The organism is Olleya sp. ITB9, assembly GCF_001315805.1.
GTDB classification, from domain to species: Bacteria; Bacteroidota; Bacteroidia; order Flavobacteriales; family Flavobacteriaceae; genus Olleya; species Olleya sediminilitoris.
Map to the genome: position 1 here is coordinate 58,821 of NZ_BCBW01000040.1, position 15,852 is coordinate 74,672.

The 15,852-nt window shown below is 30.1% G+C and carries 15 protein-coding genes and 1 pseudogene; 9 read left to right on the forward strand and 7 right to left on the reverse strand.

Annotated elements, in window-relative coordinates:
* The first annotated feature begins 2 nt into the window (after positions 1-2).
* Positions 3-593: a TetR/AcrR family transcriptional regulator gene (locus ITB9_RS12190; protein WP_054852452.1), complete on the forward strand. Its 591-nt coding sequence runs from the start codon at positions 3-5 to the stop codon at positions 591-593.
* A gap of 109 nt (positions 594-702) precedes the next feature.
* On the opposite strand, the gene ITB9_RS12195 is transcribed toward ITB9_RS12190, so the two are convergent.
* Positions 703-1,899, reverse strand: a complete 1,197-nt coding sequence (locus ITB9_RS12195) for an HmuY family protein (RefSeq protein WP_054852453.1) — start codon at positions 1,897-1,899, stop codon at positions 703-705.
* Positions 1,896-4,055: a TonB-dependent siderophore receptor gene (locus ITB9_RS12200; protein ID WP_054852454.1), complete on the reverse strand. Its 2,160-nt coding sequence runs from the start codon at positions 4,053-4,055 to the stop codon at positions 1,896-1,898. Before ITB9_RS12200 ends, ITB9_RS12195 begins: the two co-directional genes overlap by 4 nt.
* 92 nt (positions 4,056-4,147) lie before the next feature.
* Between ITB9_RS12200 and ITB9_RS12205 the strand changes: the two genes are divergently transcribed.
* From ITB9_RS12205 to ITB9_RS12225, 5 genes are read left to right on the forward strand one after another with little or no spacing between them, the layout of a single operon-like run.
* Positions 4,148-5,056 carry a DUF6607 family protein gene (locus tag ITB9_RS12205; RefSeq protein ID WP_054852455.1) on the forward strand — a complete coding sequence of 303 codons (909 nt, stop codon included), beginning with the start codon at positions 4,148-4,150 and terminating at the stop codon, positions 5,054-5,056.
* On the forward strand, positions 5,057-6,520 hold the full coding sequence (locus tag ITB9_RS12210; protein WP_054852456.1) for an ankyrin repeat domain-containing protein: 1,464 nt from the start codon (positions 5,057-5,059) through the stop codon (positions 6,518-6,520).
* A 9-nt stretch (positions 6,521-6,529) separates the two neighbouring features.
* Entirely contained in the window at positions 6,530-7,015 is a 486-nt protein-coding gene (locus ITB9_RS12215) for a DUF2271 domain-containing protein (RefSeq protein WP_028291549.1), read from the forward strand.
* 10 nt (positions 7,016-7,025) lie between these two features.
* Positions 7,026-9,221 (forward strand): PepSY domain-containing protein, encoded by a 2,196-nt coding sequence (locus ITB9_RS12220; protein WP_054852457.1) that lies wholly within the window; start codon positions 7,026-7,028, stop codon positions 9,219-9,221.
* A 16-nt stretch (positions 9,222-9,237) separates the two neighbouring features.
* Positions 9,238-9,594 carry a DUF6686 family protein gene (locus ITB9_RS12225; protein WP_054852458.1) on the forward strand — a complete coding sequence of 119 codons (357 nt, stop codon included), beginning with the start codon at positions 9,238-9,240 and terminating at the stop codon, positions 9,592-9,594.
* Positions 9,595-9,668: 74 nt separating this feature from the next.
* Here the strand turns inward: ITB9_RS12225 and ITB9_RS12230 are convergent, their stop codons facing one another.
* Both ITB9_RS12230 and ITB9_RS12235 read right to left on the reverse strand, forming a co-directional pair.
* Positions 9,669-10,802, reverse strand: coding sequence for a hypothetical protein (locus ITB9_RS12230; protein WP_054852459.1), 1,134 nt, complete (start codon positions 10,800-10,802; stop codon positions 9,669-9,671).
* A 21-nt stretch (positions 10,803-10,823) separates the two neighbouring features.
* Entirely contained in the window at positions 10,824-11,606 is a 783-nt protein-coding gene (locus tag ITB9_RS12235) for a hypothetical protein (RefSeq protein ID WP_028291553.1), read from the reverse strand.
* Between the two features lie 112 nt (positions 11,607-11,718).
* Between ITB9_RS12235 and ITB9_RS12240 the strand changes: the two genes are divergently transcribed.
* The gene (locus ITB9_RS12240; RefSeq protein ID WP_028291554.1) at positions 11,719-12,114 is read left to right on the forward strand and encodes a hypothetical protein; all 396 of its coding nucleotides are present in this window, start codon (positions 11,719-11,721) and stop codon (positions 12,112-12,114) included.
* Positions 12,115-12,266: 152 nt separating this feature from the next.
* On the opposite strand, the gene ITB9_RS12245 is transcribed toward ITB9_RS12240, so the two are convergent.
* Positions 12,267-13,268 (reverse strand): NAD(P)H-dependent glycerol-3-phosphate dehydrogenase, encoded by a 1,002-nt coding sequence (locus ITB9_RS12245; protein WP_054852460.1) that lies wholly within the window; start codon positions 13,266-13,268, stop codon positions 12,267-12,269.
* Between the two features lie 131 nt (positions 13,269-13,399).
* On the opposite strand from ITB9_RS12245, the gene ITB9_RS12250 reads away from it, so the two are divergent.
* Together ITB9_RS12250 and ITB9_RS15380 are read left to right on the forward strand one after the other, a co-directional pair.
* Positions 13,400-14,341 (forward strand): hypothetical protein, encoded by a 942-nt coding sequence (locus tag ITB9_RS12250; protein ID WP_054852461.1) that lies wholly within the window; start codon positions 13,400-13,402, stop codon positions 14,339-14,341.
* Positions 14,342-14,500: 159 nt separating this feature from the next.
* Positions 14,501-14,593, forward strand: a pseudogene (locus ITB9_RS15380) (peptidoglycan-binding protein LysM); the annotation flags it as partial.
* 58 nt (positions 14,594-14,651) lie between these two features.
* Here ITB9_RS15380 and nadD read toward each other — a convergent pair.
* Positions 14,652-15,230: a nicotinate (nicotinamide) nucleotide adenylyltransferase gene (gene nadD, locus ITB9_RS12255; RefSeq protein WP_054852462.1), complete on the reverse strand. Its 579-nt coding sequence runs from the start codon at positions 15,228-15,230 to the stop codon at positions 14,652-14,654.
* A 30-nt stretch (positions 15,231-15,260) separates the two neighbouring features.
* Complete coding sequence (gene gmk, locus ITB9_RS12260) at positions 15,261-15,848, reverse strand: guanylate kinase (protein WP_054852463.1); 588 nt, start codon at positions 15,846-15,848, stop codon at positions 15,261-15,263.
* Positions 15,849-15,852 lie beyond the last annotated feature (4 nt).

Genomic DNA, 15,852 nt, shown 5'->3' on the forward strand with positions numbered 1-15,852 from the left:
AAATGATAACAAAAACTCAATTGTTACAATGTGCTATAACTAAGTTTACAAGATTTGGTAGTAAACACGTTACTTTAGACGATTTAGCAACTGAGCTTGGGATATCTAAAAAAACTATTTATTCTTTTTTTAAAAACAAAGAAGACTTGGTAAAATCAAGTCTAGAAAGTTTATTAAACGAGTATAAAACCGATATAAATAGGATTGTTGATAGCAATGGTAAAGATCCTGTTTTGTGTGTTATTTTAATTTACCGTAGAGGGTTTGAGTATTTAAAGTACTTTAAACCCTCTTTTATTTTTGGATTACAAAAATATTATCCTAAAGCAAGCTTGTTGTTCGATAATTTTTCTGAAGAATTAGCGCATAAAACCATACAAGATTTACTTATTGAAGCAAAAGTAAAAGGAGATATAAGACCCGAAATTGATATTGAATTAATAGTGAGAATCTATTTTTTTAGAATAGATAATCTTGTGTTTAAAGAGAATAATTTGTTTGAAATTTATACAAAAGAAGCATTGTTTAAACACTTAGTGCTTTATAATTTAAAAGGTATTACAAGTGATAATTACACTAATAAATATTTATAACTTGAATTTTAAGCATAAAGAAGCCTTAACAGAACTGTTAAGGCTTTTTTTGTGTAAGTAAACCAATTTAGGTATTTAAAGACCAATTTTGGTTTGTTATAATATAGATTTATTCAATTAAAAGATCATATTGAAATTGAGGATTCCCTCTTTCTCCAGTTTCACTTTCAACAGCTGTAAATCTTAATTTATAGTAGTTACCATCAGTATCTTTTATTATGTAATATCTGTTTGCAGTAACAGAGGTTTCACCTGTTGAAAAATCAACACTTCTCCAACCACTTCCTATGTATGCACGATTATCAAATACTAAATTAGCTTCGTTAATATCACTAAATGAAAAATTAGTATAAGTTGGTGTTGTGTCATCTTCTACATCAATTTGGTATACGCCTACAGCACTTAATGTATTATGTAAAGTATAATCTGAATAAGTTAATCCAGCATCAAGACCTTGTGATCCATAATAAGAAAACACACCTCCTAAATCTAAATCCCAGTTAGAAGATATTGGTTCTGTTTCTATTATTAGACCATTAGTTAAACTTACACCAGTTAAATTGTAACTACTATCTTTAGTTACGGTAATTTCAGAAAAGTCTGTTGTATTACTTAATGCTGCGTATTGAATGGTATAAGTGTTTCCGTCGCTTAGGATTCTAACTTTCATAAAACCTCTAGCCTCTCCAACATGATTTAATCCTCCATTCTCTTCAGTAGGTATTTGGTTACCTAAGTTTACAATATAAACATTGTTTTCACTATCAGTTGTCGAAATTTCTCCAAATGCAGTTCCTGTCAATTCTCCTTCTTTACTATCTGTAAAAGAAATACCTTCATCAAGATTACCATATTGAGAATAACTAATTGGTAGACCTTGCATTAATTCTGAGACTGTGTTTACAGTTACTGTTATGTTGCCTTGTTGATTTTGAGCTGCATCATATGTGTTTAAAGTCAAAGGAGTGCTTAATTCTGTAGTTTCTGTAACAGATGTAATATCTGTAATACCGCTTAACTCAGCAGCAGATACTAATAATGAATTATTAAGATACACTCTGTTTTCTGATCCATTATAAATAGCTAGTTCCCAAGTATCACGTTGTAATGCTACTTCTTCACCTGTACTTAAATCAAAATATACACGATTTGATTGGTTAAATCCACCAACTGTAGGATCAATTATTCCACCTGTAGAAGCAGGAGTTGGAGTTATTGTAGGGTTTGTGCTATGATCATCACTACTACAGTTAGTAAAAGCTAATGCAGCTAAGCAGACTATTAATGTTAAAAATTTGTTTTTCATTTTTTGTTTGTATTAAAGTTTAAATTATAGGCTAGTTTTAAAAAAAATGATCGACCGTTACCAATCAATCTAGAAGTTGAGGTAGACGCAGAATGTGCTCCTGCGGAAATACCTGTATTAATATCGACAACATCTAAAAGGTTTCTTACACCTAATGTTGTAGATAATTTAGGCGTTATATTTGTTTTTATAGATAAGTTTAACCACGTGTATGCATCAGTTTCTCCAATAAATAATTCTCCGTTAGTATCATTAAATACACCTTGTGTTTTACCGTTGTATTTAAGTTGGCTAGAAATGTTAGTGTTCCACTTTTCAATTTGATAATTAATAGAGGCTTGAAGATTTAAAGCCCATAAATAATCAGATGTGTTATTAAGTGACTTATTTATTGCGTTAGTTGTCCCTAAGTATGTAGCTCCTAGTCCAATATTCCAGTTTTTATAAATAAAATTATTGTCTAAAGTAAATCCTAAACGCTTACTGTAATCTATGTTATCTTGTGTAAATAAAACACGACCATCATCATCCTCTGAAGTTACACTGGCAATAGCATCATTTAAGTCAATATAAAACGTATTAAACCCTGTTTTTAAATAAGCATTTTTATTAATTTTATAGCTATCCTTTAGGTTAACAAAAATGGATAGTCCATCTTCAGGTTGTAGATTAGGATTTCCTCTTACATTATGGTTAGAGTCTACAAAATAGAAGAAAAGTTCTTCAAAATTAGGTGCTCTGTAAGCAGACCCAACAACAGCTTTTAATTTTAGTTTTTCTGTAAAATCATAGGTTGAAGATAATGACCAAATAAGATGATTATTAAATTGCGAACTATGCGTAAATCTAGCTCCAGGATTTAAAGATAATTTTTTGTTTACATTAAACTCTGTGATGCTAAATAACTCATAATTTGTTATTGTATTTTTTACGACATCATTAGAGTAGTTTCCTGTAGCTATGGCATCAAAACCTGTTTGATTAGTAAATTCATAACCTAATTGGAAATTAAAGATCTCAGAATTTGTTATAATATTATTTACAAAAGCTTTGGAGTACCAAATGTTACTTGATTGGCTAACAGCATCGGTTTGTACAGATTCTGTTTTTTGGTCCAAAATGTTGTAAACATACTCTTTATAGTTTCGTTTTTGATTTTGATAGGATAGTGATACATTATATTTTGTATCACCAATTAAGCTACCAGATGCGTTTAAATTACTTACCCATCTATTAGTGTTGTAATTTTTATCTAAAGCGGTTGGATTAAGTCTTCCGTCTTCATAACGTCCATTAACAGACCTATTATAGATGTCTAAATCTTCATTAAAATACTGTAATTTGTAAAATAAGTTATGTTTACCTAGATCTAAATCAATATTTAAAGAGGTTGTAATTTGATCTTTAGGATTCCATTCTGTGCCACGCAAACCATCATTAACAACAGCTCCATCTTGTATATTTACATAGTTTGGACCTTTATAAGTATTGTAAAAACCAGCAAAATCGTTTCTAGAAGCACCAATTGAATAGGATAATTTATCATTAACTTGATTAGTAGCTTTAAAATTTTGAATATGTCTTCCCTTATCAAAAAACTCAAATTCGTTACCTACAGATTCTTCTTGTAATGCTAGTTGAAGCTCCCAACCATTGTCTTTTAACCCTCTTTTTGTAATAATATTAATAACTCCAGCAACTGCATTATCACCATATAAAACACCCATTGAGCCTTCAACAATCTCAACACGTTCCACATCATCTAAATTTATTTGTGTAATATCTATGTTATTACCAACACCATTATCACTTACAACAGGTATTCCGTCAATTAATATTTTTACATACTGACCATCTAATCCAAATAAACTAACAGTAGATTTACCGTTGGATGCGTCAGGATTAATAGAAATATTTAAGTTATTAAATAGTACATCTGCTAATGTATTTCCAGCTACATTTTCTATATCTTTTCTCTTTATGGTATTAACCGTAAAAAGCTTTTTACTTAAAGACATAACATTGCTTTCTCCAGTAATGACTACTTCTTCTAAAACTTCAATATTAGTAGTGTCTTTTATTTTTTCTTGTGCAGAAAGGATTACTACACAAAAAAATATAAAATAAACCGTTAAATAGTTTTTATTTAGAATCATTCTTGATTAAATTTGCTGCAAATATATATCTTATTTTAATTCAGTCTAAATAAGAATAGATTATTTTTAAATAAAACTATAAACAACTAAAAATGAAACAATTATCAACTTTACCATTACTATTAATAGTATTTTCATTATCAGTAACTGCTCAAAACAAGAAAAAGCAAGATCAAAATACTATTAAAAGCATGTGTGGTTGTTACGAAGTAACCTTTAATTTTACCGAAACATTTAACTATAGTCAAGATTCGTTATATAAACCTTCTGACACTAAGATAGCTTCTGGTTTAGAATGGGCTCAATTAGTTGAAGACAGTGATGATAAGATTTCAATTCAGCACTTGTTACAAGTAGGTAGTCCTACTGCTCCACATATTGTTAAACATTGGAGACAAGATTGGTTGTTTGAAAACACTGATTTTTACATGTTTAACGGAGATAATAAATGGACATACCAATCTAAACCTAAAAAAGAGGTTAAAAACCAATGGACTCAAAAAGTTTATCAAGTAGACGATAGTCCACGTTATGAAGGGTCTGCAACTTGGGTACATGTAGATGGTAAAAGTTTTTGGGAAAACACAACAACTGCGCCTTTACCAAGACGTGAGTATACTAAAAGAAGTGATTATAATGTAACCCTAAGAGGTAATAGACATGAGATTACCAAATATGGATGGTTACACGATCAAGATAACGAAAAACTAATTAGAGAAACAGGAAAAGAAGACGTAGTTTTAGCAAAAGAAAAAGGATATAATACTTATGTTAAAGTAGACGATAATCGTTGTCAAGCTGCACAAGATTGGTGGAAAAATAGCCAAGAAAAATGGGCTAAAGTAAGAACAAAATGGAATGAAGTTTTTGCAAGACACCAAAATTTAGCTTTACACGCTAAAGTTGATAATAAAGTATTGTTTAAATACTTGTTTGATGATGAAAACTACTCTACATCAGCGCAAATAAATCCATTAATAGAAAGTTTTATAATTAAATAAATGAAAAAATTAATTACAGTAGTTATACTTTTAATAAGTATACAAATCAAAGCACAAGACAATATATTATTAAACCGAAAATTTTGGAATCCAACGGTTTCTGTTGCAACAGTACAATCTGAGATTGCAAAAGGTAATGATCCAACACAATTAAATAATAATAATTTTGACCCAATGGTGTATGCTATTTTGCAATCTGCACCTAATGATGTTTTAAAGTTTATGTTGTCTCAAGAAGGGAATGATGTAAATAAGTTAACTCACGACGGTCGTACTTATATTTTTTGGGCAGCTTACGCTGGTAATGATACAATAATGGAATACCTTATTAGTAAAGGTGCCAAAACAGATATTTTAGATGACCATGGATATACTGTATTAAATTTTGCTGCAAATGCAGGACAAACCAACACTAAAGTATATGAGTTATGTATAGATAATGGTGCAGATTTAAAAAAAGACGTAAACCATGATGGTGCAAACGCTATGTTGTTAGCTGCACCAAGCAATATCAAGTTATCAAACTACTTTATTCATAAAGGTATTAGCGTAAAAAGCGTAGATAATAACGGTAACGGAATCTTTAACTACGCTGCTAAAACAGGTAATATTGAAGTTTTAGAAGGCTTAATTAAAGAAGGTTTAAAAGGTAATGATCAAGCATTTATTTTTGCAAGTCAAGGGACTCGTGGTAAAACAAATGGTCTTGAAGTATATAAATACCTAGAAAGTATTGGTTTAAAACCTAATGTTAAAACAATTGAAGGCTTAACTCCATTGCATAATACAGCTGCTAAAAGTAAAGATGTAGCGGTTAGTAACTACTTTATAGAAAATGGGGTAAGCGTAAATGCGGCAGATAAAAACGGTAACACTCCGTTTTTAAATGCAGTTAAAAACAATTCTGTTGAGGTTGTTACTACACTTTTAAGTAAAGCTGATAACATTGAGTATGCTAACAAAAAAGGACAAACAGCATTAATATTAGCAGTCCAAAATAATAGTACAGATGTTGTTAAGTTGTTACTATCTAAAAATGCAAAAATCGATGTTACAGATGCTAAAGGTAATAATTTAGCTTACTATTTATTAGAGTCCTACAGTCCAAGAAATACTAAATCTTTTGAGACTAAATTACAGCTTTTAGAAAGCAATGGTTTAGACTTTACTACGCCTCAAAAAAACGGAAACACGCTATTACATTTAGCTTTAGATAAAAATGATACTAACTTTTTAAAGCAAATCGCTCAGTTTGATGTAGACGTTAATGCTATAAATAGTGAAGGTAACACTGCGTTACATTTAGCAGCAATGAAAGCACAAGACACTACAGTAATTAGATACTTATTATCTTTAGGAGCCGATAAAAATATAAAAACATCTTTTGACGAAACCGTTTTTGACTTAGCTTCAGAAAACGAATTATTGTCTAAAAAAGGAGTATCATTAAACTTTTTAAAATAATTACTACTAATGAAAAATTATAAACTAATTTTTAGTCTAGCGTTACTTTGTGTCGCCTTATTTTCTTTTTCAACCATTGCGACTTCTACAAAATACAAGTGTATGGTGCAAATGACTAACTATACAGGTGAAGGTGCATATATTGCTATTTCATTAATTAATCCAGAAGGCGAATACGAAAAAACACTTTACGTACAAGGTGATGATGAAGAGTGGTACCATGACATTACACAATGGTGGAAATTTCAAGGTAAAGTGCGTACAGATATTGATGCCTTAACAGGAGCAACAATTTCTGGAGGTGAGCGTGCTATTAGCGTTATAGAAATTGAAGATTCTAAAATAGATTCTGGTTATAGTATACGTTTTGAAACAGCTGTTGAGGATCAAGAATATTACACACAAGATGTTCAGTTTTTACTAACGTCAGAGAGTGTAAAAAGTAAAAAAGAAGGTACAGGATTTATACGTTACATACGTTTAATGCCTAATTAAATACATCTCTATGATCATTTCTATTTGGAGGTATAGTCACTTAGCATTAGCTATAACTTCTTTTGTATTTGTTTTTTTAGCGACAGTTACAGGAATAGTGTTGTCATTTCAACCTATTTCAGAACAAATACAACCTTTTAAAATAGATGGTATAGAGCAGCTAAATGTAGAGCAAACAATTGCCACATTTAAAAAACAATATCCAGAAATTATTAGTATAGAAGTAGATGCAAATCAATTTGTATCTGCTTCTGTAATAACAAAAGAAGGTAACTCTTTAAATGGATATTTTAACCCTAAAACAGCTGCGTTTTTAGGCCAAAAACCTGAGGTCTCAAATCTATTTAAGTTTACCACAAGTTTACATCGCTCGTTATTTTTAAAAGGTATTGGTCGCTTTTTTGTAGGTTTGGGTTCTTTTTTATTATTTCTAATTGCATTTACTGGAGCTATATTAGTTATAAAGCGTCAAAGCGGAATTAAAAAGTTTTTTGCCAAAGTTATAAATGAAGATTTTGCGCAATATTGGCACGTTATTTTAGGTAGATTATCATTAATACCAATAATAATAATAACACTTACAGGTGTGTATTTATCGTTGTTAAAATTTGATTTAATCGAAGAAAAAAAAGACAAACACACTATAAATTTTGAAACTACTGCTGTAACAGAAATAAAGCCTGAAACGTCAGTTTTTGAAACCATTAGTTTAAATAATGTTGAAACTTTAGAGTTTCCGTTTTCTGAAGATGAAGAAGATTATTTCATCTTAAAACTAAAAAACAAAGAACTTCTTGTACACCAATATTCTGGTCAAGTTTTAAGCGAAGTTAAAGATCCAATGGTAACTTTTTTATCTAATTGGAGTTTGGTTTTACACACAGGCAAAGGAACTGTATTATGGTCTATTGTATTATTTATAGCCTGTATTAATATCTTGTTTTTTATCTATTCTGGATTTAAAATGACTATTGATAGACGTAAAAACACAGTAATACCAAAAAATAAATTTACCAAGGATAATGCAGATATCATAATACTTGTCGGATCTGAAACAGGTAGTACATACCATTTAGCAACAGCATTTTTTAAAGGGTTATTAGATAAAGGTAATCGGGTTTTTATTTCAGATTTAAACAGTTATACCAACTATAAAAATGCTTCACAATTAATTGTATTAACATCAACCTATGGTGAAGGTGAAGCGCCAATAAACGCTAAAAAGTTTTTAACGCTATTACACAGTGTTAAACAAAAGCGTTTAATGCATTATGCTGTAGTTGGTTTTGGCTCTTTACAGTATCCTGAGTATTGTAAATTTGCGCAAATAGTTGATGCTAATTTGCAACTGCATCCTCAATTTCAACCTAATGTTGAATTATTTAAAATTCATAATCAATCTGAATCCGATTTTAAAAATTGGGCAAAAAAATGGAGTCAATCGGTTGACTTAGATTTTGATGCTTCGACTTTAAAAGTTTCAAATAGAGCAAGAAAAGACCAATTGTTTACTGTCGTAGATAAAACCGATATTAATATAGATAACACTTTTATTATTACATTAAAACCTAATAAAAAACTTAAGTTTAAGTCAGGAGATTTACTCTCTGTTATTCCAAAAAAGGATAAGGTAGAGCGACTATATTCTATCGGAAAAATAGATGGTAACATTGTTATAAGTATAAAAAAACATGAGTTTGGAGTGTGCTCTAATTACTTATATAATTTAAAAGTCAATACTCAAATTAAAGCTGTTGTTAAAAGCAACACAAGTTTTAATATACCTAAAGCTAAAACAGTACAAGATGTTGTTTTTATAGCAAACGGAACAGGAATTGGACCGTTTTTAGGCATGATACAACAGTCTAAACCCACAAAGCATTTGTTTTGGGGAGGACGTACTAAACAGTCGTTACAGTTGTATAAAAACACAATAGATGGTAGTTTAAATAATAAATCTTTAGCTAGTTTTAATATGGCTTTATCTAAAGAAACCAATGATAAAGTTTATGTGCAAGATGTTGTAGCAAGACAGCAAGACCTTATTGCTAAGGTGTTAAGCAATAATGGTGTTATAATGATTTGTGGGTCTATTGCAATGCAAAATCAAGTGTTAGATGTTTTAAATAAAATAACAACTAATACATTGCAACAACCATTAAGTGTTTTTGAGCAAAATAATCAACTATTAACCGACTGTTATTAATCTTTAAAACAATATTATGTGTAAAGGAATAGAAGCGATTAATAAAACCTCTAAAGGCGAATTAAATTTTTGTAAAAACTGCCAGCAATTTCATTTAGAATTTAATAATATTTATTTTGAATTTTCACCTGTTGAGTATAATCAATTTAGAAAATATATAATGTTTATTGAAACGGAATATTGGGAACATAAGTATGCAAATGCTAATGTTAAACGTAAAATTCCGATACCAACGTTACAAGAAAATTTAGTTTTAATGTTTAATAGGCAAGAAATAAAAGAGCTTAAAGCTTTAGTCACTAACAAACATCAAGATATATTTAACAGCTATTTAAATGTGGATGATATAGATTATACATTAATAGTTAATTAAACCAGAGTTTAACCAATATAAAAGCCCAACTTTAATCTAAAGTTGGGCTTTTTATTTGAAGTGATTTTAAAATTTTATTTTAAGATTATTTCATAAGGAACATCGTTGTTTAACGAGTAGTTACCTGAAATTTCTTCTACAACCTTATCATCATTACTATTAAAGTAGGTGATTCTAAATTGTTTGATTTGATCTTGTGGATATGAGTTTATTGTTAATTCTATTAAACCACTAGCATCGCTAGTTTTACTTTCTTTAAACTTGTATTCTGTTAATACATCAATTGTGACTTGTACAGCTTGACCATTAACATTTAAAAATTTAGCTTTAAAAAATTGTTGCTCAATTTCTGGTTCATTAACATAGTTTAAATGCTGTTGATTAGTGTTTTGGTGTTTGTTTCGGTAAAACCCTAAATGCAAGTTGTTACTAACGTCATCTAAAAATGTATTGTATCCCTTTTTTTCTGCATTATCAAAGTATTTACAAGATTCGCTAGTGTGCTGTCTTGCTATCTCTACTTCTTTACTGTATTTTTTTCTGTTGCTATAGTTTTTATATGCGACTACAGATCTTTTAAATAAATAAAAAACAAACAGACCAGCTAAAACTTCTAAAATGTAAAATAATACAGGTAGGATATCTTGAATTCCAAAAGCAGATTCTCTTATTCCTGCAGCAATTTCTCTAGCAACACGTTCTTTTGAAAAATAAAAAATGGCTCCTCCAATAGCTATAAAAAGTATAGATCCAAAAATAAACTGTCCTCTAGCGTGTTTGTAGACACCTCTTATAATATCAGAGTCTGGTGTGGATGCATTGGCTAATATTTTTTTGTCTTCAAAAAAACGTCTATTTCTAGTATGTGCACTTAACATACCTACTAAAAGCTCGGCAATGACTATAGATATAAAAATTATACCAATACCTATAACCCAAGGCGCTTGAGGTAAAATATCACGATAAATCTCGCGACTAAAATAGTATTCTAAAATACAAATAACTATAAAGGATATTGTAAAAGGGACTACATAAGCATTGGACATTATTTTGTCCCATTGGTTAAGCTTTGCTTCTTCAGGTTTTAGTACTTCAAATGTGTCTCTAGCACGTTTTGATGCCGAATTAGCTCTTGCTGCGACTTCATCAGATATTGAATATAGGTTTTCTGACTCGTCTGTTGATGGTTGATTCCAGTTAACAATCATAGGTTGGTTATGTGTGTTTTATTATAAGCATTCAAAATCTTCTAGGTAGCTAAAAAAGCCTTCTTTCCCTTCAAATTCATTAATTTCAATTCCTCCAAAAACAGAAGTGTCTTTCCATCCGACAAGGTATAATTCTGCATTATCGGTTAGTTCTAAATTATTTTTGATGTCTACGATTTTTCCAGATCTAACAGGCTCGTTAACACCATCTGTAAATAAAGCAACTATCACTTTGTCATAGTCTTCAATATTTGGTTCTTTTAAAAGTTTATTGATATGACCAAATGCTAAATCTATATTTGTAATGTCATTACCTTTATGCGGTTTGTATCCTAATATAGAAGACTCTAATGTTTTGGATAAAAAGCTTTTTAAACGAGATTGGTTTTTCTTTTTAATTTTTTCGTTTTTAGCTTTAATTTTTTCGTTGTGCTTTTTTTGTTTGGCTTGCTCTGTTAATGTTGGGTTTTCAGAGGTTAAAATATCTTCATAAGGTTTTAATGCACTTACTTTTAGTCTAAAAATTTCTTTAGAATTTGGTGCAGGATTACCAATTATGGTTGAAGCAAAGTAGCCATGTCCATTTTGGTTGATAATGTCTATTACAGCTTCGTAGTCTGTTTTGTCTAATTTTTGAATGCTTTGTGACGAGCCACTTCGGTCATCACCTAAAATAATCATTATTTTACAATCAGGTATGTCTTCTTCTTGCATTGCAGAGTGTGCTTTTGATGCTCCATCTACACAGGAAGTTAAGGTGATTGCTAAAAATGTTAATAGTAAAATTGGTTTAAAATTGGTCATTGTTTATTAATTTATGCTAATATATGTAATAAAAACTTACCGAATGTTACATAATCTATACTACTAATCTATATTTTTGCAGTAAATTTTTGATAATTAGTATTGTGTTTTTATGAAAAAAGATATTGTTATTCCTGAGGTTAAAGATGTACATGTTGCTGTTGTACAAGAGCAGCATTTAGAGTATAAAACCCTAGATTGGAATGCTTATATTATTAATAATAGTGATGTAGATTTAGATACTGTTTTAATTGTGTCACAAGGCTATAATGATACTAAAATGACGCCTCCAATGCGTCATACTATTGCAAAACTACCTGCCAGAAGTTATGCTAAAATAGAATTTTTACAAGACAAGGTTTTAGCGTTAAATAACCAGTTTAAGGTTACTTTTTTTGAAGGTAACCAGATGTATGATAAAACGTATTTGTTTAGAAAAAACACGATTAATATTAAGGCTTTACAACCTTTGCCTTTAATGCAATTAAAAGGTGTTTTGGTTAAGTAATTAATTGGGCTGTTTACGCGTTAGCGATTGCAGTGTAAATCCTTTTTATGAGGTACGATTAAAAAGATTGCAACGTAAAGCGCGACCTTTAGGTAACGCCCAAATTATAATTTAAAGTTTATAAAAAAAACCCTTTTTGCAAAGGGATTTTTTTAGTCTAATTTATCTGTTAATTTTTTAAACACCTTTTTTGCATCTTTACCTTCGTACAAAACGTCATAAACTGCGTTTACTATTGGTAAGCGTGTTTTTTTCTTGTTTTTGGAGTTTAGTAAATGGGCACTTTTTGTGGCATAATAACCTTCGGCAACCATACTCATTTCCATTTGTGCGGATTTTACGGTGTAACCTTTACCTATCATGTTTCCAAACATACGATTGCGCGAAAATGTAGAGTAGCCTGTGACTAGTAAATCACCAAGGTAGGCAGAGTTGTTTATGTTACGTTTCATTTTATGCATTTTTTTAATAAAACGTTTCATTTCGCGTATTGCATTACTCATTAATACACTCTGGAAATTGTCTCCATATCCTAAACCATGTGCTATTCCTGCTGCTATTGCATAAATGTTTTTAAGCATTACAGCGTATTCTGTACCAATAATATCATCGCTGATTTTGGTTTTTATATAGTCACTAGATAATGCATCTGCAATGTGCTGTGCTTTTTGTTGGTCTGCACAAGATATGGTTAGGTAAGATAATCGCTCAAGTGCAACCTCTTCTGCATGGCATGGTCCAGCAATCACACCAATATTATCAAATGGTATGTTATAATTATCATGAAAATGCTCGCCTAAAAGTTTTCCTGTTTCTGGTAAAATCCCTTTTACTGCAGAAACTACTGTTTTGTTGGTAATGTCTACGGTTAGTTTTTGTAGCTCAGAATGTATAAAAGCAGAGGGTACTACAAAAATTAGTACGTCTGCGTAATTAGCCATTTCGTTAATATCGTTACTTAGTTTTAGTTGTTCTAAATGAAACTCGACTGAGCTTAAGTAACTTGGGTTATGTTGTTCTTTTAATAAATGCTCTTTAGTATAAACGCTACGCATGTACCATCCTACTTCATCCAAGTTTTCGCATAGCATTTTTACAATTGCAGTAGCCCAACTTCCGGATCCAAAAACAGCGTATTTTAATTGTTGACTCATTATTTAATTTTAATAACTAATTCAAAAATACATAAAATTTAAGTCATAAATGTTAATGGATTATCAATGTTGTTTGCTTTTTGGCACAGCTTTTGAAAACAGTTAAGTATCAATCCTTAAAATGACAGATTATGAAAACTCTAAAATTACTTTCAGGTTTTGCTTTAATAGCAACTTTGTTTACTTCGTGTTATACTGAAGTAGCTGTAGATAATTACAACGATCCAATACCTTTAAGCATCAATCAAGTCTTAAACTCTCATGAGTTATGGTATGTTGCTGTTGAAGAAACTATAGGTTATGGCGAGTCTCCTTTTTTACAAATAGCCTTTACCGTATCTTTTAGAAACGGAACCCTTTACGCTAATAATAATTTAGTTGGTATTGGAAGTCAAGGTAACGGTTTTGGGATACCAATTGGTTATTACAATGCTTATGATAATATTTTAGACATAGACCATGATATTGATGGATATGATAGTTTTGATGTTTATCAAATAGATAATAATACTATCGAGTTATACAACCCATTTACTGATACATCGTATTTTTTACATGGTTACCAACGTAATAATTTTGATTATGACTATGTGTTTTATGATAACATCCAATATTTTTTACAAGAATATGAAGCTTGGGAAAAAACATATACCAGTAATTATGGTGCTTTAAATGAATTTGATAACGAAAACTATTTACAGTTTTTAACTGGAGGAAACGATGATACTTTTAGAAGTAGTCAAGATCCAAACGGAATTGACCCAAACAATTTATATTGGGATTATTCAGGGTTTTATAACGTCGGAAACGTTAGTGGTAATATGTATTTAAAGACATTGGTTTTAGATTATGATTATTTTGATAATGAGCAGTTTGAATTGAGTATTGTTAATGATCAACGTATAGAATTATTTCATCCTTCTTCAGGAACGTTATATGAATTTACAGGACGTGGTTATATCCAATATTTAAAACAAGGAAAGTCAATTGATACATCAAAAACTTCAGGTCTTAAAAAACGTGTCCAGCATACTAAAAAACAAGACAATACTAGAGAAAACTCTAGAGCATAATATTTTTATTAGTTAGTTTGTAAAAACCGTTTAAAACATTTGTTTTAAGCGGTTTTTTGTTTTTTTAAAAACATTAGTCGTATAAGTATTAAAAATACAGGAGCAAAAGTTGTGGGAATAAGAAAAATAGCTAAACATTATTGTAATGATGCTATATAGTACCCAAAAATATTTGATGCCAATAAACCTATGTTAACTGATTCTGATAAAATTTATCCAGGTCAAGTATTACGTATTCCTGCTTTAGATTAATTTATACAGTAGTTAACATAAAAAAAGCGATTCCATTAGGGTCGCTTTTTTTGTAATGTTATTTATAAAATCCCATTTGATCTAAATAGGTCCAAACGTCTTCACTTAATAAAGGTTTGACATTTTTATCAGCTTTAATACTGTTACGTATTAAGGTAGAAGAAATTTCAATTATTGGTGCTTCGACATGATGAATTTTAGGGTGATTATCAAATTGTGTTTCAGTAACGCCTTCACTTATCCTTGGGTAAACATAAATGTGGTGGTTGTCTAAAATAACTTGATAGTTTTTCCATTTATGAAAGCTTTTTAAGTTGTCTTCACCCATTATTAATGAAAAATCTTTTGTAGGATGTTTTTCAGTTAAATAAGCTAGCGTGTTTACAGTATAATTTGGTTGAGGTAAATTAAACTCGATATCACTTTCTTTTAGTGTGTCATAGTCTTTGGTTGCTAAATAAACCATCTCTAATCTTTGATGATTGTCTAACAATGTACTTTTCTTTTTAAATGGATTGTGCGGTGTTACAACAAACCAGATTTGATCCAAATCACTGTTTTCTACTAATTGATTAGCAATAATTAAGTGTCCAATATGTATTGGATTAAACGATCCAAAGTATAAGCCTATTTTCATGTTTTACTTCTATGCTTAGGTGTATTTTAATTAGCTTTTAATAAAACTGTCAACCAAATGCTCAGCTTCGTTTAAAGCCTTTTCAAGATTATCATTTTCTATAATAACATCAAATAAAGGTGCTGTAGCTAATTCTGCACTGGCTTTAGAGATGCGCATATTTATCTTGTCTTCGCTTTCTGTTTTACGCTTTTTAAGTCTAATTTTAAGCTCGTCAATACTTGGTGGTTTAACAAAAATAGCTATAGTTTGTTCAGGAAACTTTCTTTTAATACGTAATCCTCCAGAGACATCAATATCAAAAATAACATTTTTGCCTAAAGCCCAAATACGCTTGACTTCTGTTTTTAAAGTTCCGTAAAAATTGTCTCGATACACTTCTTCCCATTCTAAAAAGTCATCATCTTTTATGTGCTGTTTAAAATCTTTAGCAGATAAAAAATAGTAGTCTTTACCATCTACTTCTGTTCCGCGTTTTTCTCTTGAAGTTGCAGAAATTGAAAACGCTAAATTTAATTGTTCCTGTTTAAGCAAATGTCTTACAATGGTAGTTTTTCCTGACCCAGAAGGTGCAGAAAACACAATTAATTTGCCTTGTTTTGTTGGTTGTTTAGTCAATGTA